25 protein-coding genes and 1 tRNA gene are annotated in these 25,016 nt (G+C 62.7%); 11 read left to right on the forward strand and 15 right to left on the reverse strand.

Translation table 11 applies throughout. The annotated features are described in order from the left end of the window. The first annotated feature begins 76 nt into the window (after window positions 1–76). Window positions 77–505 (forward strand): organic hydroperoxide resistance protein, encoded by a 429-nt coding sequence (locus tag APH44_RS06905; RefSeq protein WP_011532840.1) that lies wholly within the window; start codon window positions 77–79, stop codon window positions 503–505. Between the two features lie 60 nt (window positions 506–565). On the opposite strand, the gene efp is transcribed toward APH44_RS06905, so the two are convergent. Continuing rightward, window positions 566–1,135 (reverse strand): elongation factor P, encoded by a 570-nt coding sequence (efp, locus tag APH44_RS06910; RefSeq protein ID WP_054891957.1) that lies wholly within the window; start codon window positions 1,133–1,135, stop codon window positions 566–568. A gap of 48 nt (window positions 1,136–1,183) precedes the next feature. Continuing rightward, entirely contained in the window at window positions 1,184–2,314 is a 1,131-nt protein-coding gene (earP, locus tag APH44_RS06915) for an elongation factor P maturation arginine rhamnosyltransferase EarP (RefSeq protein ID WP_054891958.1), read from the reverse strand. A 143-nt stretch (window positions 2,315–2,457) separates the two neighbouring features. Here earP and APH44_RS06920 point away from each other — a divergent pair, with 143 nt between their 5' ends. Beyond that, complete coding sequence (locus tag APH44_RS06920) at window positions 2,458–2,844, forward strand: hypothetical protein (protein ID WP_054891959.1); 387 nt, start codon at window positions 2,458–2,460, stop codon at window positions 2,842–2,844. A gap of 2 nt (window positions 2,845–2,846) precedes the next feature. Further along, on the forward strand, window positions 2,847–3,329 hold the full coding sequence (locus APH44_RS06925) for a GreA/GreB family elongation factor (protein WP_054891960.1): 483 nt from the start codon (window positions 2,847–2,849) through the stop codon (window positions 3,327–3,329). A 9-nt stretch (window positions 3,330–3,338) separates the two neighbouring features. Here the strand turns inward: APH44_RS06925 and APH44_RS06930 are convergent, their stop codons facing one another. After that, window positions 3,339–4,271: a LysR family transcriptional regulator gene (locus tag APH44_RS06930; RefSeq protein WP_054891961.1), complete on the reverse strand. Its 933-nt coding sequence runs from the start codon at window positions 4,269–4,271 to the stop codon at window positions 3,339–3,341. A gap of 120 nt (window positions 4,272–4,391) precedes the next feature. On the opposite strand from APH44_RS06930, the gene APH44_RS06935 reads away from it, so the two are divergent. Then, window positions 4,392–5,141 (forward strand): 3-oxoacyl-ACP reductase family protein, encoded by a 750-nt coding sequence (locus tag APH44_RS06935; protein ID WP_054891962.1) that lies wholly within the window; start codon window positions 4,392–4,394, stop codon window positions 5,139–5,141. 33 nt (window positions 5,142–5,174) lie between these two features. Here APH44_RS06935 and APH44_RS06940 read toward each other — a convergent pair whose 3' ends face one another. From APH44_RS06940 to APH44_RS06960, 5 genes are all read right to left on the reverse strand, one after another. Then, on the reverse strand, window positions 5,175–6,521 hold the full coding sequence (locus tag APH44_RS06940; RefSeq protein WP_054891963.1) for a TolC family outer membrane protein: 1,347 nt from the start codon (window positions 6,519–6,521) through the stop codon (window positions 5,175–5,177). Window positions 6,522–6,531: 10 nt separating this feature from the next. Then, window positions 6,532–7,824, reverse strand: coding sequence for an HlyD family type I secretion periplasmic adaptor subunit (locus APH44_RS06945; RefSeq protein ID WP_054891964.1), 1,293 nt, complete (start codon window positions 7,822–7,824; stop codon window positions 6,532–6,534). Next, entirely contained in the window at window positions 7,821–9,542 is a 1,722-nt protein-coding gene (locus APH44_RS06950) for a type I secretion system permease/ATPase (RefSeq protein ID WP_054891965.1), read from the reverse strand. Before APH44_RS06950 ends, APH44_RS06945 begins: the two co-directional genes overlap by 4 nt. Before the next feature lie 37 nt (window positions 9,543–9,579). Continuing rightward, complete coding sequence (locus APH44_RS06955; RefSeq protein WP_054891966.1) at window positions 9,580–9,957, reverse strand: AprI/Inh family metalloprotease inhibitor; 378 nt, start codon at window positions 9,955–9,957, stop codon at window positions 9,580–9,582. A 70-nt stretch (window positions 9,958–10,027) separates the two neighbouring features. Continuing rightward, window positions 10,028–11,485 (reverse strand): serralysin family metalloprotease, encoded by a 1,458-nt coding sequence (locus APH44_RS06960; protein WP_054891967.1) that lies wholly within the window; start codon window positions 11,483–11,485, stop codon window positions 10,028–10,030. A 442-nt stretch (window positions 11,486–11,927) separates the two neighbouring features. On the opposite strand from APH44_RS06960, the gene APH44_RS06965 reads away from it, so the two are divergent. Both APH44_RS06965 and APH44_RS06970 read left to right on the forward strand, forming a co-directional pair. Beyond that, on the forward strand, window positions 11,928–12,302 hold the full coding sequence (locus tag APH44_RS06965; protein WP_054891968.1) for a hypothetical protein: 375 nt from the start codon (window positions 11,928–11,930) through the stop codon (window positions 12,300–12,302). 217 nt (window positions 12,303–12,519) lie between these two features. Next, complete coding sequence (locus APH44_RS06970; RefSeq protein WP_054891969.1) at window positions 12,520–14,652, forward strand: TonB-dependent siderophore receptor; 2,133 nt, start codon at window positions 12,520–12,522, stop codon at window positions 14,650–14,652. Window positions 14,653–14,707: 55 nt separating this feature from the next. On the opposite strand, the gene APH44_RS06975 is transcribed toward APH44_RS06970, so the two are convergent. Next, complete coding sequence (locus tag APH44_RS06975; protein WP_054891970.1) at window positions 14,708–15,301, reverse strand: phosphoribosylglycinamide formyltransferase; 594 nt, start codon at window positions 15,299–15,301, stop codon at window positions 14,708–14,710. A 138-nt stretch (window positions 15,302–15,439) separates the two neighbouring features. After that, window positions 15,440–15,529, reverse strand: a tRNA-Ser gene (locus APH44_RS06980). 289 nt (window positions 15,530–15,818) lie between these two features. Here APH44_RS06980 and APH44_RS06985 point away from each other — a divergent pair. The 3 genes from APH44_RS06985 (at window position 15,819) to APH44_RS06995 (ending at window position 18,399) form a co-directional block, all read left to right on the forward strand. Further along, the gene (locus APH44_RS06985; protein WP_054891971.1) at window positions 15,819–16,508 is read left to right on the forward strand and encodes a crotonase/enoyl-CoA hydratase family protein; all 690 of its coding nucleotides are present in this window, start codon (window positions 15,819–15,821) and stop codon (window positions 16,506–16,508) included. Between the two features lie 129 nt (window positions 16,509–16,637). Continuing rightward, on the forward strand, window positions 16,638–17,357 hold the full coding sequence (locus tag APH44_RS06990; RefSeq protein WP_054891972.1) for a 1-acyl-sn-glycerol-3-phosphate acyltransferase: 720 nt from the start codon (window positions 16,638–16,640) through the stop codon (window positions 17,355–17,357). A 70-nt stretch (window positions 17,358–17,427) separates the two neighbouring features. Next, window positions 17,428–18,399 (forward strand): magnesium and cobalt transport protein CorA, encoded by a 972-nt coding sequence (locus APH44_RS06995; RefSeq protein ID WP_054891973.1) that lies wholly within the window; start codon window positions 17,428–17,430, stop codon window positions 18,397–18,399. Window positions 18,400–18,474: 75 nt separating this feature from the next. Here the strand turns inward: APH44_RS06995 and APH44_RS07000 are convergent, their stop codons facing one another. Further along, the gene (locus APH44_RS07000) at window positions 18,475–19,209 is read right to left on the reverse strand and encodes an amidotransferase (protein WP_054891974.1); all 735 of its coding nucleotides are present in this window, start codon (window positions 19,207–19,209) and stop codon (window positions 18,475–18,477) included. A gap of 526 nt (window positions 19,210–19,735) precedes the next feature. Here APH44_RS07000 and APH44_RS07005 point away from each other — a divergent pair. After that, complete coding sequence (locus APH44_RS07005; RefSeq protein WP_054891975.1) at window positions 19,736–20,536, forward strand: cytochrome c; 801 nt, start codon at window positions 19,736–19,738, stop codon at window positions 20,534–20,536. A 37-nt stretch (window positions 20,537–20,573) separates the two neighbouring features. Here the strand turns inward: APH44_RS07005 and APH44_RS07010 are convergent, their stop codons facing one another. From APH44_RS07010 to APH44_RS07025, 4 genes are all read right to left on the reverse strand, one after another. Beyond that, entirely contained in the window at window positions 20,574–20,906 is a 333-nt protein-coding gene (locus APH44_RS07010; protein WP_054891976.1) for a ribonuclease E inhibitor RraB, read from the reverse strand. A gap of 183 nt (window positions 20,907–21,089) precedes the next feature. After that, window positions 21,090–21,326: a hypothetical protein gene (locus tag APH44_RS07015; protein ID WP_054891977.1), complete on the reverse strand. Its 237-nt coding sequence runs from the start codon at window positions 21,324–21,326 to the stop codon at window positions 21,090–21,092. Between the two features lie 177 nt (window positions 21,327–21,503). Then, entirely contained in the window at window positions 21,504–23,582 is a 2,079-nt protein-coding gene (locus APH44_RS07020; RefSeq protein ID WP_054891978.1) for an LTA synthase family protein, read from the reverse strand. 152 nt (window positions 23,583–23,734) lie between these two features. After that, on the reverse strand, window positions 23,735–23,926 hold the full coding sequence (locus APH44_RS07025) for a PLDc N-terminal domain-containing protein (protein ID WP_054891979.1): 192 nt from the start codon (window positions 23,924–23,926) through the stop codon (window positions 23,735–23,737). 128 nt (window positions 23,927–24,054) lie between these two features. Between APH44_RS07025 and APH44_RS07030 the strand changes: the two genes are divergently transcribed. Next, window positions 24,055–24,993: a ZIP family metal transporter gene (locus APH44_RS07030; RefSeq protein WP_054891980.1), complete on the forward strand. Its 939-nt coding sequence runs from the start codon at window positions 24,055–24,057 to the stop codon at window positions 24,991–24,993. Window positions 24,994–25,016 lie beyond the last annotated feature (23 nt).

A 25,016-nucleotide genomic window follows, 5' to 3' on the forward strand; every position in this document is an offset into this window, starting at 1 on the left:
CACTAAATGATTGCGCGCTAATTTAAACCCATACCCACCCAGCGCCAAGGCGCACAGCACACAAGCGAGGCTCAAGATGCAAAAGGTCACTCCCCTGTACATCGCAGAAGCAACCTCCACTGGTGGTCGCGACGGCAAATCCCGCTCCAGCGACGGCAAGCTCGAAGTCAAGCTGAGCACCCCTAAAGAACTGGGCGGCGCTGGCGGTGAAGGCACCAACCCCGAGCAGATGTTCGCTGCCGGCTACTCGGCCTGCTTCATCGGCGCACTGAAGTTCGTCGCCGGTCAGGAGAAGAAAGCCCTGCCTGCCGACGCCTCGATCACCGCCAAGGTCGGTATCGGCCAGATCCCCGGTGGTTTCGGCCTGGACATCGATCTGCACATCAACCTGCCGGGCCTGGCCCAGGCAGATGCCGAAGGCCTGGTGGAGAAGGCGCACAAAGTCTGCCCATATTCCAACGCCACCCGCGGCAATGTCGATGTGCGCCTGCACGTGACGGTCTGAGTAACGCCAGACACAAAAAAACCCGGCCAAGGCCGGGTTTTTTGTGGGTCGCCAGAAGGATTACTTCTTGGTACGGCCCTTGAAGCTGTTGTCGCGGGTATCGATATCGATCCACTCGTCGATTTCGATGAAATCGGCGACCTGGATTTCAGTACCGTTGGCCAGCTTGGCAGGTTTCATGACCTTGCCGGAAGTGTCGCCACGAGCAGCGTTCTCGGTGTAGACGACTTTGCGGCTGATGGTGGTCGGCAGTTCTACCGATACCAGACGGCCTTCGAAGAAGACGGCTTCGCAGACATCTTCCATGCCTTCTTCGATGTACGGCAGAACGGCGTCGATGTCTTCGGCGTTCAGTTCGTACATGGTGTAGTCGGTGGTGTCCATGAAGGTGTATTCATCACCGTTGATGAACGACAGGGTCGCTTCTTTGCGATCCAGGATCACGTCGTCCAGCTTGTCATCGGCGAAGTAGACGGTTTCGGTCTTGTAGCCGGTCAGCAGGTTCTTCAGCTTGGTCTTCATGATCGCGCTGTTACGGCCCGACTTGGTGAATTCCGCTTTCTGGACCAGCCACGGGTCGTTGTCGATCCGCAGTACGGTACCGGGTTTCAGCTCTTTACCAGTTTTCATTACGAAGTATCCGAATCTGGATGGATTTATAAAAATCGAGGCCGCATATCATATCCAATTTCGGTAAAACTGTACCAGCGCTGTGGCAAGGTCCGGCCGAGTGGCCTGTTCCAGGCACCATTGCCGGGCGTGCGTCTGCAGTTGCGGCCAGTGTTTCAGCACCCCGCGCCAGGCCTCGCCCATGTCACGATCCATGTTCCAGGCACGCCACAACGCCACCAGTGCATCTGCGGCATCGTCCGACAGCCCCTGTCGATAGATCTTGAGAAAAGCCTCGAGCTTTTCCCAGTGAGCGTTCTCTTCTTGCACGTAGATGTGCCACAGCAGAGGGCGCCCGGCCCATTGCGCACGCACGAAGGAGTCCTCACCGCGCACGGCATTGAAGTCGCAACACCAGAGGATACGGTCGTAGTCGTCCTGGCTGACGAATGGCAGCACCTGCAAGGTCAGCGCCCCGCGCTGGCGCACCTCGCCCACGGCCAGTCGTTCACCCAGCCACGCATGCAGGTCGGACAGGATTCGACCTTCGGGGACCAGCAGGTGGGTGGGCTGATCGTCTGTCGCCAGGGCTTCCAGCCAATGGCCCAACTGCGCGTTCTCGTAGGCGAACAACGACATCAGTCGCGCCTCGGGCGCAGGTTTCACGCCGAGGCCGGCAAGGAATGCCTTGCGCGCGACAGCATCCTGCTCGAACGCAGCACGCTTGCCCAGCAGTTCGCCTTCACGCAGCAAGCCGCCGGTATTGGCGGTGAAGCCCGGGAAGAAAAACACTTTGCGCAGGCCATTGGGTTGTGGCGACGGCAGCCCATGACAACCCTCGACCCAGTCTTCGGCGCTCAGGTATTCGAGGTTCAGCCACAACGCTGGTGTCGAGCGCTCGGCCAGGGCTTCGACATAGGCCGCCGGCAGTCGGCAACCGAAGGCACCGATCACCACCTCGGCGGTTTCGCATGCGGGCCAATCGGCCGGCCAATGGCATACCTCGACGCCTTGCTGATATTGCCGCGCGGCCTGTGGATCAGCCTCCGGGCACAGGCGTGCAAACGCGTGCAGGTCGTCCACCCAAAGGCGCACGGTCAACGCATGCTCATCGGCGAGCTGACGCGCCAGGCGCCAGGTGACGCCAATATCGCCATAGTTGTCGACGACCGTGCAGAAAATGTCCCAGGTGGCTTTCACGACCACTCCCCTCGCAGCGCAGAAAACCATGGATTGTGCGGATAAACCGGCACAGACAAAAGCGCTACCCGCACTGGCAATAAAACAAATCGCACAGCCATGCGACAATGGCCCCCTCGATCGACCCCTGCCAGGAGGCCACGATGCCCCGTCGCCGCGAACTGAAGATCACCCTGAACCCTTTGCAGTTGATTGTCTGCGTGGCCTTCGGCCTGTGGCTCGGCGCCGTCGCCATCGCTTTAAGCCTGTGGCTGGCTTGGCAGCTGTGGCCACAGCAGGTCGAGCCACTGGCCCAGGCAGTGGCTCCGGCACGCAGCGCCCCCGCCCCAGTTGCCCCGCCGCAACCGGCCGACGCGCAGCAGGCGATGTTCGAGCGCTACAAGGAGATCCTGAACACGCAGCAAGCCCAACAGGCCATCGAGGCCAACCCGCGCAACCTGAACAACCCCAAATGCCAGTTCTGGCTGCAGCAGAACCGCAATGCACCGACCGACAAGAGCCAGGCCAACGTGCTGGAGTTCTGCCGCTGACCATGGACAAACCAACCCTGCTCGCGCGCATCATCGACACCCTCGAGCACGACATGGAGGTGCTGCGCCGCGCCGCCCAGACCGCCTACGAAACCGCCACCGCCGAAGAGAACATCGCCGAGAACAAGTACGACACCCTGGGGCTCGAGGCCTCCTACCTCGCCACCGGCCAGGCGCGCCGTACCGCCGAAATCCGCCAGGCGCTGCTGAGCTACCAGCAATTGCTGCTGCGCGACTACGATCCGGCGCGCGGCATCCAGCTGAGCAACCGGGTAACGCTTGAAGATGAGCAAGGTCGCCAGCAGTTGCTGTTTCTCGGCCCCGAGGGCGCCGGGCTGAAAATCGGCGAAGGCCCTGGACGGGTGACCGTGATCACCCCGCGCTCGCCGCTGGGCAAGCAGTTGATCGGCAAGAAACTCGATGACGAAGTAAGCCTGGTGCTCGCCGGGGTGGCGCAGGTGCAGTTCGTAGTCGAAGTCGACTGACGGCAGGATTCAGGCGCCTGCCATCGCATCGAACTGCTTCGCCAACCCCTGCGCCTCGAAACACGCCAACAGATAGTCGATGAACGCGCGCGTCTTGCCCGGCAGCAGCTTGCGCTCGGCGTAGTAGACGCTGACGCTGCCATCGTCCACATACCAGTCCGGCAACACCCGGCACAGGCGTTTGCTGGCGAAGTACGGCACAGCGAACGGCATGCTCACCAAGGCAATGCCCAGCCCTTGCTCCGCCGCAGCACAGGCTGCATCCGAGTCGCTCATGGTCATCGCCTGGCGCAGGTGCAGCGGGCGCTGCTCCTGGTTGCGGCTGGTCAGCGGCCAGGAGCGCACTCGCCCGGTCTGCGGGGAACGAATCAGGATGCCGTCGTGCTGGGGTAGTTGTTCCGGCATCTGGATCGGCGCGTGCCGCTGCAGGTACTCAGGCGCCGCTACCAAGACCCGGTGTGCAGGCGCCAGCTTGCGCGCAACGACTCCCGGCGGCAGGTCGAAGCCGCCGCCAATCGCCGCATCGAACCCTTGGCCGATGAGGTCGACCTGGCGGTTGTCGAAATGCCAGTCCGGGGTGATCGCCGGGTATCGGCGCAGGAACTCTCCCAGCAACGGCAGCACGTACAAACGCCCGAACACGATGCCCATGCTGACCCGCAGCACCCCGGCCGGTTGACCTTCGCTACTGGCCAGGTTGGCCACAGCGTACTGGATGCTGCGAAAACTCTCGCTCACCTCACCTAGAAAGCGTTGCCCGGCCTCGGTCAGGGTCAGTTTGCGCGTACTACGCTGGAACAGGCGCACACCCAGGCGAGATTCCAACTGGGCGACGTTCTTGCCCACCGCCGCAGGTGTGATGGACAAACGCCGGGCGGCCTCGGCGAAGCTGCCGACCTCGGCACTGGTGATGAAGCACTCGAGGCTGCTGAAGGATTCCATAAGCGATTCCCAACCAGAAGTTCACTCTGATGATAGTGATTGCGATCTTATCAGCAGGTAATCACCCGTCGATACTGACCCATCCAAGGCACACCGCCTTGCTCGCTTCAGGAGAGCAGCATGTCCCACGTATCGAACCTCGAAGGCAAAGTCGCCCTGGTCCAGGGTGGTTCCCGCGGCATCGGCGCCGCCATCGTCCGGCGCCTGGCCCGCGAAGGCGCACAGGTCGCCTTTACCTATGTCAGCTCTGCTGCCCCCGCGCAGGCCCTGGCTGACGCCATCAACGCCGAGGGTGGCCGCGCCCTGGCCCTGCGCGCCGACAGCGCTGACGCCAGCGCGGTACAGCAAGCGGTGCACGACACCGTCAAAGCCTTCGGCCGCCTCGACATCCTGGTCAACAACGCCGGCGTATTGGCCGTGGCGCCAGTGACCGAATTCGACCTCGGCGACTTCGACCGCATGCTGGCGATCAACGTGCGCAGCGTGTTCGTGGCGAGCCAGGCCGCGGCCCGACACATGGGCCAGGGTGGCCGGATCATCAACATCGGCAGCACCAACGCCGAACGCATGCCGTTCGCAGGCGGCGCGCCCTACGCCATGAGCAAGTCCGCGCTGGTCGGCCTGACCCGCGGCATGGCCCGTGACCTCGGCCCTCAGGGCATCACCGTCAACAATGTGCAGCCTGGCCCGGTGGACACCGACATGAACCCGGCCAGCGGCGAGTTCGCCGACAGCCTGATCCCGTTGATGGCGATCGGACGCTACGGGCATGCCGATGAAATCGCCAGCTTCGTCGCCTACTTGGCAGGGCCTGAGGCTGGCTACATCACCGGCGCCAGCCTGCTGGCCGATGGCGGTTTCGCCGCCTGAGCCATTGCGACAGGGAGCGGCCCACTGCCGCCCCTATCGGCCAGCCGCCACGAAGGCTTCGTCCACCCGCGCCAACTGCGCTTCGCTCAAGGTCCCTGCCTGGTAATGCAGCTTGATCCAGGCCAGCAGGTAGTCGTAGCGCGCCCGCGCCAGGTCACGCCGGGTGGTCGCCAGTTGCTGTTCGGCATTGAGCACATCCAGACTCACCCGCTCGCCGCCCTGCACGCTCTTGCGCGTCGACACCACCAGCGCCTCGGCCGCCTGCAGCGCCCGCTCATAGGCACGCAAGCGACTGGCGCCGGACTCGCAGGCGTTGTATTGCTTGCGCAGCTCGATAAGCGTGTTGCGGGTATTGCCATCCAGTTCGTACTCGGCCTGCTCCAGATGCCGGCTGGCCTGGCGCGTCGAAGCGCTGACGCCACCACCGGCAAACAGCGGCACGCTGATCTCGATACCGACGGTGTTGGTGTCGTAGCGCTGATTGTAGGTGTTACCACTGTCCGACTCCTGGCGCCGCGAAGTGGCGAAGGCGCTGACCTTGGGCAGGTGCCCGGCGCGATTACGCTCGACTTCGTAGCGCGCCACTTCCAGCGCATGACGCTGCGAGCCGAGTTGCGGGTTGCTGGCCAGCGCCAGCGATTGCCAGGCCTCATAGCTGGTCGGCGTAACCTGCGGGAAGGCGAAGCCACTGCGCAGCGGCGCCAGCTCATCGATGCGCACAGCCGGCTCGCCGATCAGCGCACCGAGTTCGCGCAATGCGGCATCCTCGTCGTTACGTGCCTGGATTTCCTCGGCATCAGCCAGCTCGAAACGTGCCTGGGCCTCGAGGATGTCAGTGCGCGTCCCCTCACCGGCCTGGAACAGGCGCTGGTTCTGCTGGAATTGCTGGCGGTAGGCCTGCTTGCTGGCCACGCTGATGGCGATCTGATCCCGGGCATACAGGGCCTGGGTGTAGCTGGTCATCACCCGCACCAGCAACTGTTGGCTCTGGTCGCGGAAGCTCTCGTCGGCAAACAGCGCCTGGGCCACCCCCTTGCGGTAGGCGGCATAGGCTTCATAGTCGAACAGCGGTTGCTGGAGGATGAAAGTCGAGCCATAGCTGTCATAGCGCCTGTCTTCGCTCGAACGACGCGAATCACCGAGGTAGCTGGCTTTCGAATCGTTGCGACCCTTGTTGTAGCTGTAGGAAAGATTGGGCAGCAGGCCTGCACGGCCGATGGCGCGGTACTCCTGGCCTGCCTCGCGGGCCTTGAAGGCGGCGAGGTAGGTTGGATCGCGGCGCAAGGCCTGTTCGTAGACCTGAAACGGCCCCATGCCGGCCTGGGCCAGTGTCGGCAGCAGCACGCAGGCCGCCAGCAGACCGGTTGCAGATGATTTCATCGCAACGTCCTTATTGTTCGGTCAAGGCGCTGCCTGCACGGTCGAGCAGGGGCTTGAACAGGTAGTTGAGCAGCGATCGCTCGCCAGTGCGCACGAACAGTTCGGCGGGCATGCCCGGACGGATCGACAAGCCCTGCAAACGCGCCAGCGCCTCTTCGCTGACGGTGCTGCGCAGCACGTAGTACGGCTGGCCGCTGCGCTCGTCGAGCAACTGGTCGGCCGATATCAGCGCCACCTCGCCGGTGACCCGTGGCGTGCTGTTCTGGTTGAAGGCCGTGAACAGGATATCGACCGGCAACTGCGGCGCGACCTTGTCCACCAGGTTCACCGGCAAGCGCCCCTCCACCTCCAGCGCTGTGCCTTGCGGCACGATCTCCAGCAACGTGTCGCCTGCCCGCACCACTGCACCCTCGGTGTGTACGCCCAGGTTGACAGCGATGCCGTCGGCGGGTGCGAGGATCTCGCTGTGACGCAACTCGAAGCGTGCCGAGTTGAGCTGCTGCTCCAGCGTCGCGGCCTTGACCTGAGCCTCGGCCAGTTGGGTGCGCACCTCTTTCTGGTATTCCTCGCGGCGCTGCTGCAGGTTGAGCCGGGCCTCGACGATGCCTTGCTCCAGGCGCGCGCTGTCGCCCGCGTTCTGCGCCAGGTCACGTTGCACCTGGGACAACTGCCGCTGGTATTCGAGCACCCGATTGCGCGGGATGTAGCCCTCACCGGCCAGCGGGCGCAGATTGTCCAACTGCTCGCGCAGGGAGTCAGCCTGGGCCTGCAGGTCGCCCCGCGCCCGGCGCATGCCGGCCAGTTGGGCCTGGGAGCCTTCGATGCTGGCCGCCACCGCGCCCTGTTCACGGGCCAGAGCCTGGCGACGGCTATCGAACAGCTGGCGCTGACCTTCAACAACCAGGCCGAGTTGCGCATCGGACTCATCCATCAGCTCGGCAGGAAACTGCACCTGCCCCGCGTTGTCCCGTTCACCGCGCCAACGCGCAAGGCTGGCCTGGGTCATGCGGTACTGGGCCTGCAGCGCCTCGACATCTGCTTGTACCTGGGTACGATCGAGGCGGAACAGCGGCTCACCCTGGCGCACCACCTGCCCTTCGCTGACCAGAATCCGGCTGACCACCCCGGCAGCCATCGACTGCACTGCCTTGCGCTTGCCCGACACCACCACGGTGCCCTGCACCGCCACGCCCTGATCCAGCGGCGCGAGGCTGGCCCAGGCCATGAATCCGCCAAACCCCAGCAGGGTCAGCAGCCAGCCAAGGCGCACGTAGAAGCGTGCATCGCTCGTCACGCGGCTCATGCACCACCTCCGGCTTGCAGCGGCCGCTGTGCGGTGCCCTGGCCCAGCGCCTGGAGAATATCCCGCGCAGGGCCAAACGCCTGCACGCGCCCGTCGTTCATCACCAGCAGCTTGTCAGCCTGGGCCAGCGCCGCGCTGCGATGGGTCACCAGCACCACCGTGCGCCCCAGAGCCTTCAACTGGACGATGGCATTGGCCAACGCCGCCTCGCCAAGGCTGTCGAGGTTGGAGTTGGGTTCGTCGAGCACGATCAGACACGGGCTGCCATAGAGTGCGCGCGCCAGGGCAATGCGTTGCTTCTGGCCGCCAGACAGGTCGCCACCGCCCTCGCCCAGGCGCGTGTCATACCCCTGCGGCAAGCGCAGGATCAATTCATGCACCCCCGCCAGACGCGCAGCCTCCACCACCTTATGGCCGTCGAGCTCGCCGAATCGGGCGATATTCTCGGCAATGCTGCCACGCAGCAGCTCGATACTTTGCGGCAGATAGCCGATATGCGGACCGAGCGCATCGCGGTCCCACTGGGAAAGCTCGGCGCCATCCAGGCGCACATGGCCCGCCAGCGGTTGCCAGACACCCACCAGCAACCTGGCCAGGGTCGACTTGCCGGAGCCCGAAGCCCCCAGCACCCCCAGCACCTCACCGGGCGCCAGGGCGAAACTGACCTGCTGCACCGTGGCGACCCTGCGCCCCGGTGGCCCGCCGCTGACCTGCTCGATGGACAACTGACCGTCAGGCGCTGGCAGCGACATTGGCACTGGTGGTTCAGGATGCTCCTGCAGCAAGGTTTCCAGGCGCTTGTAGGCCAAGTGGGCACCGCTCCACTGCTTCCACACCGCAATGAGCTGGTCGATCGGCGCCAGCACCCGGCCCATGAGAATGGAGCCGGCGATCATCATGCCCGGCGTCATCTGGCCCTCGATCACCAGCAGCGCACCCAGGCCCAGCACCAGCGACTGCAAACACAGGCGCAGGGACTTGCTGGTGGCAGTGATCACTGCCGACGTGTCGCTGGCCCGGTTCTGCAACTCGAGAAAGCGTCCGTGCAAGGCGAACCAGCGCTGGCGTAGCGCGCCGAGCATGCCCATGGCCTGGATGCTTTCGGCGTTGAGCAGTTGGCTGCCGGCCAGGCTGCTCGACTGCTGCTGCAGGCTGCTCGCTTCGGCCAGCGGGCGCTGGGTCAGGCGCTCGTTGAGCACGGCCAGCAGCACCAACAGCAAGGCTCCAACACTGGCGAGCACACCCAGCCAGACGTTGAACAGGAAAATCACCGCCAGGTACACCGGAAACCAGGGGGCATCGAAGAAGGCGAACAACGCAGGGCCGGTGATGAACTGGCGCACCTGGGTCATGTCGTTCAAGGCCTGGCCAGCGGCGCCATCACCCTGGCGCAAGTTACGTTCGAACGCGGCGCGATAGATGTTCAGGTTGAAGCGCTGTTCCAGTCGATGGCCGACGCGAATCACAATGAAACTGCGCACCGCTTCCAGCACGCCCATATATACGAAGAAACCCACCACCATCAGGGTCAACATCCACAAGGTGGTTTCATTCTGCGAAGTCAGTACACGGTCGTACACTTGCAGCATATAAATCGACGGCACGAGCATGAGAATGTTGATCAGCGCAGTAAAACAACCGACGCTGATCAACGTCGATTTGAATTCGCCAAGTGCCGCCCACAAAAGTGCGCCGGGCCTGTTGCTCGGAAGTTTCATGTTTCGCCCTTACTGCCGTTATAACTTGGCCGGGTAGTTAGTTGTCCACACGCTCCAGCACCACTGCACTGCCGGCGGCTGAAGTCCAGGTGTAGCGACCGGCGCCCTGTCGGCTGAAATGCACCACCGTGCTGCCGTCGCCGCCCACCAGTGCCAGGGTGTCGGGTGTCACCAGCCAACTGCCCGGACGAACCCCGAGCAAGCGCTCGGCGCAGGCCAGGTCGCCGTCAAGCGCGCCCTCGCTGGCCGACAGGCGCAGGGTGCAGGCACTGGCCTGCTGCTGCTGTGGATAAAGCTCCCAGCGCCCGGCCAGTTGCGCGGCGTTGGGGAGTAGCAGGCTGCTCGCCATACCTACCTCGGTCATAGACATCAAGGGAATCGCGCCCAGCGCGATCATTCGTTTGATTGCTCGCATCCATCCACCTCGCGTGGTCCATGTGGCTGGGAGCGACACGCGCAGCGCTACGCGAGCCGCTCCCGGCCCGTCAGACCACGATATCCGTGGCGACGGCCTGACCTACGGTGGTCACCAGGAAGTCAGCCAGACTATTGCCGGTGAAGTCGATGGACAGGCTGCCCAGGTTGGTCGCCTGGTCGTAGCTGAGAACGGCCTCGCCGGCATGTCCGGTGAAAGCACTGACGAACTCTAGCGGTAGCTTGCCCTGGGAAAACGCCGAGATGGCTGACAGATCAATCTTGTCCTGACCGCTGACAAAATCCATGATCCGGTCCGGCGCCTTGGCTGTCGAATCGCTGATGGCCCCATAGACGAAGGTGTCCGCACCGCTTCCCCCCCAGAGGGTGTCAGCCCCGCCACCGCCGTAGATGATGTCGTTGCCGGCGCCACCCTTGAGCACGTTGGCCACCGCGTTGCCGATCAACAGGTCGTTGCCCGAACCGCCGATGGCGTTCTCCACGGTCACGCCCTTGGCGATCGAGACGTTCCCGATCATGCCGCCAACATCGGAGAACGAAGCCTCGTTGAGGTTGATCTTCTGGTTCTGGGTGAACCCGGAGAAGTCCAGAGTATCGTTGCCGCCGCCATCCCATACGCTGAACACCACCTTCGACGAAGCCGAGGTGGCCGAGTAGAAGTCGCGATCGGCCGTGGAGTTGAAGCCGTACACGGTATCGCCCGAACGCGTGGCGTAGTTGGCGCCGTAGAGTTTCTGGATCGCCGCGATGTCGTCCATCAGCGGGGCCGACGCGTAGTACTGCCCGCCGCCCTTGACGAAGTTCTGCGCGGTGTTGCTTTCGCTCCAGTAGCTCATGACGCTGTAGCCGCGGGTGTCCTGTGCATACGAAGCGTCACGGTAGCTCGGGTTGCCCTCGCCGGCGTTGTAGTCACCGGGGTGGGACAGGCCGAGCACGTGGCCGATCTCGTGGGTCAGGGTCTGGCGACCGTAGTTGCCAGTGTCGGGATTGATGTTCACCTGATAACCGCTATTGATCAGGTACCACGACTCACCTTTGTGCGAACCCCACCCGTCGAACGGCAGGTAGGCGAACGCCGCGCCACCGTTGCTGGCGCTGAAGTTGCCGAAGGTCATGTGACCGTCGCCGCCCGAAGCTGCCTCGGTGAAGCTCAGCTTGGCCACGTCGGCCCACGACTCCATGGCCAGCTTGGCCTGGGCTTTCTGCTGGTTGTTGAACTGGCTGAAGCTGCCCAGGCCACGGCTGACGAAGTCCGCCGGCGCTTTGGTCAGGAAGGTGTAGGTGAGGCTGATGGTGCCGTCCTTGTTCAGGTCCTTCCAGGACGCCCCGTCGCGCAGCAGCTGGGTGGCGGCCTGATCGACGGTGAACGAAGGTTTGCCATTGATGTTCGCACCACCGCGATCGTACTGGTGGGCGAAGCTGTTGATCAGCCCGAAGGCCGAACTCGGCCCGTTCGGTTGCAACACCGAGGCAGCAGAAACAACAGCATTTGCTTTGACTTTCGACATGCAGACACTTCCTTGTTTGCGGAAAAGTTGATGTTCGACAGGAACGCTCAAACTTTCGGCGAGAGCATCCTGTCACTCGCCCTTGTGAGGCGCAAAAAAACTGACACATTTAGAAACTTTCTGTCCAGTGTTTTTTGACGCCAATCTTCCGAACGGAGAAATAAGCCGTGTGCCGCTGTTATTTGCGCAAACTGTTATGCATCAGGTGTATTGAGGAGTACCCATACTCCAGATAATGACTGACCGGTTTATTATTCAAGGCCGGGAAGTTTTATTATGAAAAAGCGACGTCCTGCTGATGATTCAAGACCGCCGTTCGTTAATGGCGTCTGGCCTCGCGACAACCGGTCGCACGACCCTCCGTCGCCTGCTCGTTGACTTGCCGAGGGGCGCGGCGCTCAGTAGGTGCTGGTCACAGCCCCTCCACTGACAGGACGACACAATGACAAGACTCACGGTGCAATCCGGCGATTTCTTGCAAGGTGAAGGCGAGTATCGCAACGGATCGCTCACACTCAAGACCCCACGCAGCCAGGCCGGTGAGCGTATCTCTCTGGCCCGTATCAAGGACCTCCGGCTCGCCAGCCTGGAATCGAACCGCAACCTGGGCGCCACCCTCGGCTGGGGTGTAGCCGGCGCCCTGGTGGCCGGGCCGGTCGGCATGCTCGCCGGATTGTGGCTTGGCGGCAAAGAGGAGGAAGCCACCTTTCTCGCCACGTTCAAGGATGGCCGCAAGCTGCTGGCTATTACCGATGGCAAGACCTGGTCGAAGATCGACGACACCTGGCGCCAGCGTCAGCGCTCGGGCGCCAGGTAAAACCATCGGGGTCGAGTTCGTCTGCATGATCGAGGTGTTCTTTTCGCGGGCACCCCACTGAACCCAAGAGCAGTGTGATACCCGTGGGAGCGGGCTTGCCCGCGAAAAGAACACCGCACAGCCCCTGACACCCCTGCTACCATTGCGCCCCCTTTGCCAACCGCCCCACCGACTGCCGCCGGAGCAACCGGCGCGTCCGCCTTCCAAGGAGCCTTGCATGACCCCGCTTCGCCCCCGCCTGCCCTTTGGCCTGCTTGGCCTGGGCCTTGCGCTGCATGCCGGTCAGGCTCTGGCCGATGAACGCGTGACCCTCGCCCCCTTGCAGGTCACCGAACGCAGCGGCGATGACGGCTATCAACCACGTGAAGCCCAGGTCGGCGGCTGGCATGCCGCACCGCTGCTCGACACCCCGGCCTCGGTCAGCGTGTTCAGTCGCCAACTGCTCGATGATCGCCAGGTACGCCTGCTCAGCGAGGTGCTGCAAAGCGATGCCTCGGTCGGCGAAAGCTACGCGCCGATCGGCTACTACGAGAACTTCAACGTGCGCGGCTTCGAACTGAATGCCGCCAGCAGCTACCGGATCAATGGCCAGACCATCGCCGGCGAGCAGAACGTGGCGCTGGAGAACAAACAACAGGTCGAATTGCTCAAGGGTTTGTCGGGCCTGCAGAGCGGCGTGTCCGAGCCCGGCGGGCTGGTCAACTATGTGACCAAGCGCGCCGAGGATGTGCGCAGTGTCACCGTCTCGACCAACCAGCAGGGCGAACGCTACCTGGCCACCGACCTCGGCGGCTGGTTCGGCAGCGAGAAACAGTTCGGCCTGCGCGCCAACCTCGCCCATGAAGACATCCGTTCCTACGTCGACCATGCCGACGGCAAGCGCGACTTCGCCTCGCTGGCATTCGACTGGCAGATCAACCCCGACGCCACCCTGCAACTCGATGCCGAGTATCAGCACCGCGAACAGCGTTCGGTGCCCGGCTACCAATTGCTGGGCGGCACGCAGGTGCCCCACGGCATCGACCCGGACGACCGCCTGGCCTACCAGCATTGGGCCAAGCCTGTGACGAACGACTCGCTGAACCTGGGCGGGCGCTTCGAGTACCGCTTCAACGAAGCCTGGACCGGCACGCTCAGCGCTTCGCGCAGCAAGGTGGTGATTGACGACTACAGTGCGTTCGCCTGGGGCTCCGGCGACGACGCGTTCTTCTCCGGCAACGGCGACTACGGCATCTACGACTTCCGCAGCCCCGACGACACCCGGCGCACCGACGAACTCCAGGCCACCCTCGAAGGCCGTTTCCAAGCCTTGGGCCTGCAGCATGAACTGACTGTCGGCAGCAGCGCCCAGCGTCGGACCCTTGATCAGCGTCCGTATTACAACGAGTGGCTCGGCAGCGGAAACATCTACACCGGCGCGCCCGCTCTGGATCCGTCCGAAAAACCGATCGGACATAGCGAACGCCGCCTGGACAGCCGCCAGTACGGCCTGTTCGTCAGCGACCGCATCAGCTTCAACGAGCAATGGCAGACCGTACTCGGCGCGCGCGAAGTGCGCCTGGACGAAAAGACCTGGGACGAAACCGGTGCTGCTGGCCGCCATACCCGCCAGTACCAGTTGCTGCCCAACGCCGCCCTGATCTACAAACCGCAAGCGGACACCACGCTGTACGCCAGCTGGTCCAAAGGCCTGTCGGCGGGCGGCACCGCGCCTTGGTTCGCCAGCAACGCTGCCGAGATCCTCGCCCCGACCCTGTCGCGCCAACTGGAAGTGGGCATCAAGCGCGATTGGAAAGGCATGAGCCTGAGCGCAGCGCTGTTCCAGATCCGCCAGGCCTACCAGTACGCCCGCCCGCAGGACGGTACGGACCCAATCTATGTGCAGCAAGGCCAGCAGAAGAACACCGGCCTGGAGCTCGGCGCCAGCGGCTGGGTGACATCCAACCTGCAGTTGCACGCCAGCGCCGCCGCGATCCGTGCCCGGGTGAAGAACAGCGGCACCGACGCCTACGAGGGCCACCAGGCGATCAACGTGCCTCGCCTGCGCGCGGCGCTGCAAGCCGAATACAACCTTCCGGTGCCGGGCCTGGCACTGCTCGGCGGTGCACGCTACAGCGCCAGCAAGTACGCGAGCCAGGCAGGCAACGTCGAGGTCGGCGGCTACACGGTATTCGATATCGGCAGCCGCTACCGTACCCGCATCGGTGACTATGACACCGTGCTGCGCCTGACGGTGGACAACATTTTCGACAAGCGCTACTGGCGCGATGTGGGGGATTACCTGGGCGACAACTATCTGTTCCAGGGCGCGCCGCGCACGGCAAGACTGTCGGCTTCGATAAGTTTCTGACGCCTGCCGAGTAGCTGGGTGCCCCTTTACGACGAGACGTGGCGGGCACCTGTAGTTACTTCACCGGCATTGTATCCATAAGCTTTTTGATGGCCTGGGGAAGCAGTTTGTTCTCTTCGAGAAAAACACGCCCTCCCAGATCCCAGGCGGACTCGTGGGGACGCACCTCAATGCTTGACTGCAAAATGATGGCACCGCCATCGATCACTTCGGTAACAAAGTGGACGGTACATCCGGCCCGCGTCTCGGAGTTGGCCAGTACGGCTTCCTGAACACGAACACCGTACATCCCCTTGCCGCCATATTTTGGCAGTAGCGAGGGGTGGGTATTGATGATCATCCCGCTCCATCTACTACAGAAGGCTTTTGGGAGAATCGGCATGAATCCAGCAAGGACCAGCAAGTCCGAATCTTGAGGAATGTGTCTTTCAATTCGCTCGAAGAAACTGTCCTGATCGTCTTCCCCCCGAGTGACAACCGCTACTGGCACAGCATGCCTGTTCGCCCGCTCCACCGCGCCACATTCTCTGTCGCAAATCAGCTGGGTAATGCTGTAACCAATACTTGGCTGGTGATCGAGAAGGGACTGAAAATTGCCTCCCCCTCCCGAAGAAAATACACAGATATTGAACGGTTTTTTCAACACCATACGCGCGACATCCTATGCACTTTATGGATTATCAAATGGCCGAACAGCATTTAAGACTGCCCGCGCTCACCGAAGATACGCTCAGCGTATCAAAGCAAAAAGCCTCCAGTCGCGAGACATGGAGGCTTCTTGATAATGTGGCGGTGAAGAAGGGATTTGAACCCTTGATACGATTTCTCGTATACACACTTTCCAGGCGTGCTCCTTCGACCACTCGGACACTTCACCGGATCTCTTCAAGCCATTCAGCCTGTCGAGGCGCGCTAATTTAGTAGAAGACCTTTCCTTTGGCAAGCATTTTTTTCAGAATTTTCATGCGCTTAAGCCTCGCCCCGGAAAAGCCTGGCCAGCCAGGGCGATGCTGCCAATCTGGCCTGCGCTTTTTCCGCATTCCGGACACCTGCCCCGACGCCACACGGGGTAGCTGGCCAAGGCTGACCGGCCAGTCAGCCTTGGCGCTTTACCTGGCCTGCGCTGCTGGGTAACGTCATCGCCACGCCACCCAAAGGACTCTGTCATGAGCGAGCTGATTACCTACCACGCCGAAGACGGCATCGCCACCCTGACCCTGAACAACGGCAAGGTCAACGCGATCTCGCCGGACGTCATCACCGCCTTCAACGCAGCACTGGACCGCGCCGAGGAAGAACGTGCCGTGGTGATCATCACCGGCCAGCCAGGCATTCTTTCCGGCGGCTACGATCTCAAGGTGATGACCGCCGGCCCCAAAGAGGCGATCGACCTGGTCACCGCCGGCTCCACCCTGGCCCGCCGCCTGCTCTCGCACCCCTTCCCGGTGATCGTCGCCTGCCCCGGCAATGCCGTGGCCAAGGGCGCGTTCCTGCTGCTGTCGGCCGACTACCGTATCGGTGTCGAAGGTCCGTACAAGATCTGCCTGAACGAGGTCCAGATCGGCATGACCATGCACCATGCCGGGATCGAGCTGGCTCGCGACCGCCTGACCCGCTCGACCTTCCAGCGCTCGGTGAACAATGCCGAGGTCTTCGACCCGCACGGGGCAGTGGTGGCCGGGTTCCTCGACAAGGTAGTACCGGCCGAGCAACTCCAGGAAACGGCGCTGAGCGCGGCGCGGGAACTGAAGAAACTGAACATGCTGGCGCACAAGAACACCAAGCGCAAAGTGCGCAAGGCGCTGCTGGAGACGCTCGACAAGGCGATCGAGGCCGACAAGGGCCACATGGGCTGAAACCAGGCTTGCTGGAGTCGCCGCGTGCCGCTCCAGCAAGCCAGGACGCGACCGGGCTCTGTTCGCCGGTTTGCCCTGACCAGTGCACGGTCGTACACTGCGCCGCGACTGTCTGGTGTGAGCCGTATCATGCTCTATATGCTTCGCATGCTCCTTCTGGCGCTGCACTTCCTGCTGGTCGGCGCCGTCGGCCTGGTCATCGGCCTGTGCCGCCCCTTCAACCCCGACAACAGCCGCCTGTTCGCCCGCCTCTACAGCGTGCCAGCAGCCTGGCTCATGCTCATCCGGGTCAAGGCTGAAGTCGGCCCCTTGTGGGACCAGCCGCCCGGCTGCGTGATCGTCGCCAATCATCAATCCAACTACGACCTGTTCATCCTCGGCCAGGTGGTTCCACGGCGTACGGTCGCCATCGGCAAGAAGAGCCTGGGCTGGATTCCGTTGTTCGGCCAATTGTTCTGGCTCGGCGGCAACGTACTGGTGGACCGCAAGAATGCCTACCAGGCGCGCAAGGCGATGCGACTGACCACGCGGATCCTGCGCGACGACACCTCGATCTGGATCTTCCCCGAAGGCACACGCAACCCGACTGAACACCTGCTGGCGTTCAAGAAAGGCGCGTTCCACATGGCAGTCGAGGCCGGCGTACCGATCGTGCCGGTATGCGTCAGCCGCTACGCAAAGCGCCTGAGCCTCAACAGTTGGCGACAGCGCACGGTGATCGTCCGCTCCTTGCCACCGATCGCCACCCATGGCCTGGGGCAGCAGGACGTGCCGGCGCTGATGGAGCAATGCCGCCTGCAGATGCAGCAGTGCATCGATCGTATGGAGCGGGAGTTGCCGCAGGCCTGAGCCGCCAGCTTGCTCTACGCCGCAGCACGGCCCAAGCTGTCGGGGTGTCCAACCGAAGAAGCAGGCAACCATGGGTCGAGTCGTCGCAGCGGCGGTGTACAGCGCCGGGAGAAAGGTCACCAACATCAGCCTCGACGAAGGCAGTGAATGGGCACGCAAGCCTGGGCACTTCGTCTGGATAGGCCTGGAGGAGCCCAACGCCCAGGAGCTGGCCAACCTGCAGCGCCAGTTCGGCCTGCACGAACTGGCTATCGAGGACGCGCTGGAGAAGCACAGCCGCCCCAAGCTCGAAACCTTCGGCGACGCGCTGTTCATCGTCACCTATTCGCCGGTGCGCCATGAGGGCAAGCTGGAATTCATCGAGACCCACATCTTTGCGGGCAACGGCTACATCATCACCTGCCGCAACGGCCATTCGAAATCCTACGCCCTGGTACGTCAGCGCTGTGAAGCGCGGCCGCTGCTGCTCGAGCACGGCGAGGACTTCGTGCTCTACGCCCTGCTCGACTTCGTCACCGAAAACTACCAGCCCGTCAGCGAGGCGATCCATGGTGAGATCGAGGAGCTGGAGCAAAGCGTGCTCAGCGGCTCGCTGCAGGAGCAGGACATCCGCCGCCTGCACAGCTTGCGTCGCGACATCCTGCGTCTGCGCCGCTACGTGGCGCCGATGGTGGAGATCGGCGAAGAGCTGCAGCGCCTGAGCTTTCCCTTCATCGACAAGAACATGCGCCCGTACTTTCGCGACGTGCAGATCCACGTCACGCGGCAGATGGAAGACCTTGTCGGCATACGCGACATCGCCAGCCAGACCATCGAGATCGGCATGCTGCTGGAGTCGTCACGCCAGAGCATCGTGCAGCGCAAGTTCGCTGCCTGGGCGGCGATACTCGCTTTCCCCACGGCCATTGCCGGGATCTATGGAATGAACTTCCAGAACATGCCGGAGCTGGGCTGGCACTACGGGTACTTTGCGGTGCTGGGCGTGATCGGGGCGGGATGTGCGGGGCTGTATGCGAGCTTCAAGCGCTCGGGATGGTTGTAACGGGCTAGCTAGCGAGTCGTTCTTTTCGCGGCGGCGCCCATACAAGCCCGCGAAAAGAACGACGCAGTGGCAGGCTCAGGCCGCGCTCTGCTTGCCCTTGCGCGGTTGCTGGACGAACCGCAGCATCCATTCGCCCACCAGATCGCCCTGGTGCTCGGTGGCCAGGCTCGCCACCGCCTTGTGATACACCTCATCCCCCAGAACGTCCTGGCGCGCATCGAGCAGCGCACGGGAATAGTCGTGGACAAACTCCGGATGCCCCTGGAAGCACAGTACCTGGTCACCCACGTGATAGGCCGCATTCGGGCAGAAATCGCTGGAGGCGATCAGGGTTGCGCCTTCAGGCAACGCGGTCACCTGGTCCTGATGGCTGATCAGCAGGGTCAGTTCAGTCACCTCAGGGTCCATCCATGGCGCGTGGGCCGCCAGGCTGTAGCGGTGGATACCCAGCCCCCAGCCGCGATCGGCGCGCTCAGCCTTGCCGCCCAGCACCAGCGCCAGCACCTGGTGACCAAAACAGACCCCCAGCAGCTTCTCGCCCCGCTCATAAAGCTTGAGCAGGTAGGCCTTGAGGGTCTGGATCCAGGGATCGGTACCGAACGAGTCGGCCTTGCTGCCGGTCACAAGGTAGGCATCGAAGGTTTCACCTTCGGGCGGATACTCGCCGTTCATCACGTTGAAGACGCGAAACTCGGCGGCGATCGGCTGACGCGAGAACAGCTGCTCGAACATCCTTCCGTAGCCCCGATACTGCGCGGTCAACTCCGGTCGCAGGACATCGGTTTCAAGGATGCAGATGCGTAACGACATAGGGATAGTCCTGAACGACATGTGATGGAATCTGATGTAGAGACTGACGCGAAAGACACGTACAAGCAAGAGGTGTGCACTGACGAACGGTCACCTGGCAGGCCCTGCCCGTACAGCATCCTCGATGTGTCTAGTCAGAGCATGCCAGCTAAATGGCCAGTGGCCTCATAACGTTCGGAAATGCCTGTTGACACGCTTAGAACAAAGGGTTCTCAAACAAGGCCGATGTTCGCCCTACTGTTGGGGTAGACATCCACGCAAGAGGCACGCAAGGCCTGCGTTTCATACGCCATAGTGATCGACCCGACGCAAGACAAGGAAGCCAAAGGCTATTCAGGAATAACAACAAGAAGGCGGTCCGCCATGTTCAGACAATCGAAAGTACGCCAAGCCGGACTCATACTCTTCGCCACCACGTTGCTGCTGATCCTGCCGAACCTGACACGCTTGTTCGGCTGAAGGCAGCGGTGGCATTCGCACGCTGCGCAAGGGTAATCTGCCGACCTGTCCGGGTTGGAGATCGCTCATGCGCCATTGCCTGAGTTTGCTGTTGCTGTTGGTCAGCCTGCCACTGGCGGCTGCGCAATTGACACTGGAGCTGGGCAACGGTCAACGCCAATGGCAGTCCGAGCAATTGCTCGAGCACCCGCAGGCGCGTGCGATCGACATCCCCCAGGACGTCGCCTACAAACGCCCCATGCATTACCGTGCGGTGCCGCTGGCAGCCTTGCTCGAAGGGGTGAAGCCCAGCGATCACCTGCAAGCGGTGGCACTGGATGGCTTTGCCGCGGAGATGCCCGCTGCGCAGCTGCTGCAGGAAGGCCCGGCACGGGCCTGGGTGGCCGTGGAAGATCCGCGCCAGCCATGGCCAGCGCTGGCACAGGACAAGCCCGGCGCCGGTCCGTTCTACCTGGTCTGGACCGACCCGCAGGCAAGCGGCATACGCCCCGAACAATGGCCCTACCAGATCGCCAGTATCCGTCGCCTGGCGCCGGTCGCCGAGCGCTTTCCTGCCTTGCTGCCTGCGCCCGAGCTTCCCGCGCAAGACCCGGTACGCCAGGGTTTTGCATTGTTCCAGCAGAACTGCCTGGCCTGTCATCGCCTCAACGGTGCGGGGGATGCCCAGTTCGGGCCGGACCTGAACCTGCCGCACAACCCCACCGAGTACTTCCAGCCGAGTTACCTGCGCCTGTACATTCGCGACCCGCAGAGCCTCAGGCAGTGGCCGCAGGCACGCATGCCGGGGTTCTCGAAGGATGTGTTGAGCGAGCAGGAGCTTGATGCGCTGATCGCCTACCTCGGGCACATGGCCAAGCGGCGACCTTGAGAAGAATGCGCGGGGCCGCAGCGCAGCCCCGAACGCGTCAGGCGATGAGTCTTTCCTGTTTGACGCCCCAACCCTCGACCTCGCCTCCCAGCGGCGAAATCACCGCCTCGAAGGCCTCCTCGAAAGCCCCGATCCCTCGGTAGGTGGCGTACATGACCTTGCTCAGTTCCAGGTGCCAGGCGCCGTCATCGCGCTCGTGTACCTGGGCATTGATCGACTCTCCGCGGAATTGCCCCGCGGCCCGGCGTGCCCCGACTTCGTCTGGAAAAGTGGCATAGAACTCGATGGGATGGATCTGGGTGAAATCGAAACCACCCGCTTTCATCTGGCGAAGCACGCTGCTGCTGATGTCTTCGTTCTGGCTGCTCATGAAACGTCCTCCTGAAAAACCCAAGGGATAGACTTTCCGTGCACTACGCACCTGCCGGCAGCCCGCAAGGGGCCTGGCAGTTCGAGCTGATGCAAGACGCGAATGAAAACGGCGTAGATCCGCAGAAGACCGACGCCTCTGTCCAGCTTAGTGCGGATGACGGCACCTTGCCAGGTGCCCCGTTCAGGGCGCTTCGTGGATGGTGGTGATGATCACGCCGTTCTGCTCCTTGAGCCACAGCGCGGTAGGGGACGGTTTTCGGTCCTGGAAATCGTTGAGGTCCAGTTCATCCATGAGCGGAAACAGCTTGGAGCGGATGGCCCGCGCCGCATCCTCTTCACTGGGCAGATGCTCGCTTTTGAGCAGCAGGTACTGCGTTACACCTTTCTGATCAGCAAAGATGATTTCCCACTCTTTCATTGATCGACCCTCTTGGAAGCACAACGGTGAGCGATATCCGTACTTAGCTGACCATACACAAAGGCTGATGTTCAGAGTGGCTGAGGGATGGAGATGAAGATTTCTTCAGCAAGCGATGACGAATGTCGCAAATGAAAAAGCCCGCCATCATCGGCGGGCTTTTCATACAGGCAAGCGTTACTCAGGCTTGCCGTGAACCACGCCGGCGGTGTTGTCCAGCAGGCTCTTGGTCGCGGTCTGGATATAGGCCTCGAGCTTCTTGAGCATCTCAGGCTGATCCGGGCTCTCGATCAACTCGGCCTTGAACTCACGCCCCAGCTGGTAGCGATACATCCGCGGCGTCATGTCCTTGGACTCGATGAGGATGTGATCACCCTGCACCAGGCCAACGATCTGCTCGCTGCCCGATGGCTTGATCATGCCCACGCCCTGGTCACCGGCAGGCAGGTTCAGCAGATCACGGCCCCAGCACTGGTGACGGGTGTCGCCACCCAGGCGGCCCATGATGGTCGGCACGATATCGACCTGGGTGCCGACGGTGTGGTTGACCGCACCGAACTTGTCCTGGATACCCGGTGCGATAAGCAGCAGCGGCACATTGAAACGCCCCAGATCCAGCTCGGTCACCTGCTGGTGGTTGCCAAAACCATGGTCGCCGACGATCACGAACAGGGTCTCCTTGAAGTAGGGCTCCTTGCGCGCCTTCTCGAAGAACTGGCCCAACGCCCAGTCGGAGTAACGCATCGCGGTCAGGTGCTCGTCCAGGCGGCCCTGCCCTGTGACCTTCTCCACCGGCAGGTCCTTGGGCAAGGCGTAGGGGGTGTGGTTGGAGAGTGTCTGCAGCAAGGCGTAGAACGGTTTCTTGCCGTAGTTGTGGGCCAGCTCCTGGTTGGCACGGTCGAACATGTCCTGGTCCGAAACGCCCCAGGTCGGGTCGGAGAACACCGGATTGACGAAGTCGTTGCGGCCGATGAAGGTGGTCATGCCCTGGTTGCCGAAGAACCCGGACTGGTTGTCCCAGGCGAAGTCGCCGTTGTAGACGTAGACATCGTCGTAGTCACGGGCGCTGAGCAGCGCCGGCAGGCCCGAGAGCTTGTGCCCGCCCTCGGGAGTCTGCATCAGGTACTCGAAGCCCGGCAGGTTGGGGAAGCACGCCATGGTGGCGAACATGCCCTGGTGAGTGTGGGTGCCGTTGGAGAAGAAGCGATCGAACAACAGCCCTTCCTTGGCCAGCTTGTCGAAGTACGGGGTGATGTTGTTCGGGCTGCCCAGGGCGCCCACCGAGTGACCGGCGAAGCTCTCCATGAGGATCACTACCACGTTCTTGATCGGCAAGGTGTTGCCGGCCGGCGGCACGAAGTCGCGGCGGATGGCCGCCTGGTCGGCATCGACCAGCGTGTCGTTGGGGGTCAGCAGCAGGTCACGCACGCTTTGTTGGGCGACTCCGGTTTCCAGTACCGGCTTCCAGATATTGGCGCGGTCTTCGCCGAAACGGCTCTTGGCAGCGTCGATCAACGTCAAGGTGCCGTTCAGGCCCAGCTGGTTGACGAAGTTGGAGTCGGTGGTGAAGGCGTCACCCCAGCGCATGGGTGGGCCCTGGCGCAGGGTGCCACGGGCGGCGACCACTGCCACCAGCAGGATGACCATGAACACCGCCAGGCGGCCGTACCAGGGTGCGACACGGCGCTGAGCGGCGATATGGCCGCTGCCCTGGCCACCGCGAGTCAGGCGGTCGATGCCCTTGAACAGCAGGCTCAGCAGCCAGGTGCCGAACAGCCACGCCAGCAGGTAGCGAACCACCGGGAAACCGTACCAGAGCATGCTCATGACGGTCTTGGGGTCTTCCTGGATGTACTGGAAGACCAGGCCGTTCAGACGCTGGTGGAATTCACGGTAGAAATCCAGTTCCATCAGGCCAAGGAACATCACGATGCTGGAGCTGACGGTCAACCAGAAACGGAAAAAGCCGCGCCGCGCCATGGCCCAGGGGCTGTTAAGGGCCAGCAGTAGCGGGATGCTCAGGTACACCACCACCCGCAGGTCGAAGCGCAGGCCGTTGAGGAAGCCTTCGGCCACCGTGGAGTACGGGGTGTCACCGATCATGTCGCTGTTGTAGATCAGCAGCGCCAGGCGCACCAGGCTGAGCATCAGCATGATCAGCAATCCGCTGAGCAAGGTGTAGGCGAGGTGCGATTTGAGGGTCGGCGAGAACGGTGCCGACGCGGCCCGTTGCTTCAAGGCATCCGTGTTAGCCATGAATGGGAAGATCCTAGGATTTCGGGGTTGGGAAAGGCGCTGGACGCAGCCTCGCAGTCCTGTGCCGGACAATCGCCGGCAAGGGCCCATACATTAAATGTGCGGCGCGGAGTTTGGTTAATACCGTGTGAAAATTTTGTCACGATGAACGGTCAGAGGCGCACGTTGCCCCGCGGACCGGCAATTGCCCAGATGATCAGGCCCAGCACCGGCAACAGCAGGATGAGCAGAATCCACAGGATCTTGATCCCTGTCTCGCTGCCGCTTTTCAGCACGTTGATGATCGCCCAGATATCCAGGGCAAGAATGACCAGCCCGACCAGGCTGTTGAAAGTAGACCCCATGCTGCAACTCCTGCGTGAACATTCCTGTGGCTGAGCATAGCCTGCTATCGGCGCGATAGAAGGGAATCCTTGGCCGGGCTCGCAGGTCACTGGATAAACTGCTGTCATCCATCGCTTTCGAGGTTCCCATGCCACCCGCCCACAGCCACAGCGCCGCCACCCCTTCTCTCATCGATGCCTGGCGCCAGCAAGCGCTGAGTACCCCCTGGCTCAGTGCAGGCCTTGGGCTGAGCCTGCTGGCGATCGTACTCCTGCTGCTGGCCAGCCTGTGGAATGCCGTCAACGGCGATCACTCACAGAACCTGCACCTGGCGGCGCTGGGTGGGCTTTCGGGCTTTGCCGCCACGGCCTTGGGCGCGGTGCTGGCCGTTGTGCTGCGCGATGTCAGTGCTCGCAGCCAGGATGTGATGCTGGGTTTTGCTGCCGGCATGATGCTCGCCGCCAGTTCGTTCTCGCTGATCCTGCCGGGGCTGGATGCGGCACGGGAAATCACCGGCAACGGCCCCGCCGCTGCGGGCGTCGTCGTGCTGGGTATGGGCCTGGGGGTGTTGCTGATGCTCGGCCTGGACCGATTCACCCCGCACGAGCACGAGAGCACAGGCCCTTGTGGGCCCGACGCCGAACGAATCAGCCGGGTGTGGCTGTTCGTGCTCGCCATTACCCTGCACAACCTGCCCGAGGGCATGGCCATCGGCGTGAGTTTCACCAACGGTGACATGAGCATCGGCCTGCCGCTGACCAGCGCCATCTCGATCCAGGACATTCCCGAAGGCCTGGCCGTGGCCATGGCCCTCCGCGCCACAGGGTTGTCGAACTTCAAGGCCGCGCTGGTGGCGATCGGCTCTGGCCTGATGGAGCCGCTTGGGGCAGTGATCGGCCTGGGCATCTCTACTGGCTTCGCCCTCGCCTACCCGATCAGCATGGGCCTGGCAGCGGGCGCGATGATCTTCGTGGTGTCGCACGAGGTGATTCCGGAAACTCACCGCAACGGCCACCAGACCTCGGCAACGCTGGGCCTGATGGGCGGCTTTGCGGTGATGATGTTTTTGGATACTGCGCTGGGCTGATCTGCGGGAACCCCATGAGGGCG

The organism is Pseudomonas sp. NBRC 111143 (assembly GCF_001320965.1).
Taxonomy (GTDB): domain Bacteria; phylum Pseudomonadota; class Gammaproteobacteria; order Pseudomonadales; family Pseudomonadaceae; genus Aquipseudomonas; species Aquipseudomonas machongensis.

What these genes read in the sequence shown, in the direction of transcription:
- APH44_RS06970 (WP_054891969.1), top strand. Translation starts at nt 12,520, where the DNA reads ATGACCCCGCTTCGCCCCCGCCTGCCCTTTGGCCTGCTTGGCCTGGGC.
- APH44_RS06965 (WP_054891968.1), top strand. Translation starts at nt 11,928, where the DNA reads ATGACAAGACTCACGGTGCAATCCGGCGATTTCTTGCAAGGTGAAGGC.
- APH44_RS06975 (WP_054891970.1), bottom strand. Translation starts at nt 15,301, where the DNA reads ATGGTGTTGAAAAAACCGTTCAATATCTGTGTATTTTCTTCGGGAGGG.
- APH44_RS06990 (WP_054891972.1), top strand. Translation starts at nt 16,638, where the DNA reads ATGCTCTATATGCTTCGCATGCTCCTTCTGGCGCTGCACTTCCTGCTG.
- APH44_RS06925 (WP_054891960.1), top strand. Translation starts at nt 2,847, where the DNA reads ATGGACAAACCAACCCTGCTCGCGCGCATCATCGACACCCTCGAGCAC.
- APH44_RS07025 (WP_054891979.1), bottom strand. Translation starts at nt 23,926, where the DNA reads ATGGGGTCTACTTTCAACAGCCTGGTCGGGCTGGTCATTCTTGCCCTG.
- APH44_RS06935 (WP_054891962.1), top strand. Translation starts at nt 4,392, where the DNA reads ATGTCCCACGTATCGAACCTCGAAGGCAAAGTCGCCCTGGTCCAGGGT.
- APH44_RS06905 (WP_011532840.1), top strand. Translation starts at nt 77, where the DNA reads ATGCAAAAGGTCACTCCCCTGTACATCGCAGAAGCAACCTCCACTGGT.
- APH44_RS07010 (WP_054891976.1), bottom strand. Translation starts at nt 20,906, where the DNA reads ATGAGCAGCCAGAACGAAGACATCAGCAGCAGCGTGCTTCGCCAGATG.
- APH44_RS06955 (WP_054891966.1), bottom strand. Translation starts at nt 9,957, where the DNA reads ATGCGAGCAATCAAACGAATGATCGCGCTGGGCGCGATTCCCTTGATG.
- APH44_RS06940 (WP_054891963.1), bottom strand. Translation starts at nt 6,521, where the DNA reads ATGAAATCATCTGCAACCGGTCTGCTGGCGGCCTGCGTGCTGCTGCCG.
- APH44_RS06985 (WP_054891971.1), top strand. Translation starts at nt 15,819, where the DNA reads ATGAGCGAGCTGATTACCTACCACGCCGAAGACGGCATCGCCACCCTG.
- APH44_RS06930 (WP_054891961.1), bottom strand. Translation starts at nt 4,271, where the DNA reads ATGGAATCCTTCAGCAGCCTCGAGTGCTTCATCACCAGTGCCGAGGTC.
- APH44_RS07000 (WP_054891974.1), bottom strand. Translation starts at nt 19,209, where the DNA reads ATGTCGTTACGCATCTGCATCCTTGAAACCGATGTCCTGCGACCGGAG.
- APH44_RS06945 (WP_054891964.1), bottom strand. Translation starts at nt 7,824, where the DNA reads ATGAGCCGCGTGACGAGCGATGCACGCTTCTACGTGCGCCTTGGCTGG.
- APH44_RS06995 (WP_054891973.1), top strand. Translation starts at nt 17,428, where the DNA reads ATGGGTCGAGTCGTCGCAGCGGCGGTGTACAGCGCCGGGAGAAAGGTC.
- APH44_RS07015 (WP_054891977.1), bottom strand. Translation starts at nt 21,326, where the DNA reads ATGAAAGAGTGGGAAATCATCTTTGCTGATCAGAAAGGTGTAACGCAG.
- APH44_RS07005 (WP_054891975.1), top strand. Translation starts at nt 19,736, where the DNA reads ATGCGCCATTGCCTGAGTTTGCTGTTGCTGTTGGTCAGCCTGCCACTG.
- APH44_RS06920 (WP_054891959.1), top strand. Translation starts at nt 2,458, where the DNA reads ATGCCCCGTCGCCGCGAACTGAAGATCACCCTGAACCCTTTGCAGTTG.
- APH44_RS07030 (WP_054891980.1), top strand. Translation starts at nt 24,055, where the DNA reads ATGCCACCCGCCCACAGCCACAGCGCCGCCACCCCTTCTCTCATCGAT.
- APH44_RS06960 (WP_054891967.1), bottom strand. Translation starts at nt 11,485, where the DNA reads ATGTCGAAAGTCAAAGCAAATGCTGTTGTTTCTGCTGCCTCGGTGTTG.
- APH44_RS07020 (WP_054891978.1), bottom strand. Translation starts at nt 23,582, where the DNA reads ATGGCTAACACGGATGCCTTGAAGCAACGGGCCGCGTCGGCACCGTTC.
- efp (WP_054891957.1), bottom strand. Translation starts at nt 1,135, where the DNA reads ATGAAAACTGGTAAAGAGCTGAAACCCGGTACCGTACTGCGGATCGAC.
- APH44_RS06950 (WP_054891965.1), bottom strand. Translation starts at nt 9,542, where the DNA reads ATGAAACTTCCGAGCAACAGGCCCGGCGCACTTTTGTGGGCGGCACTT.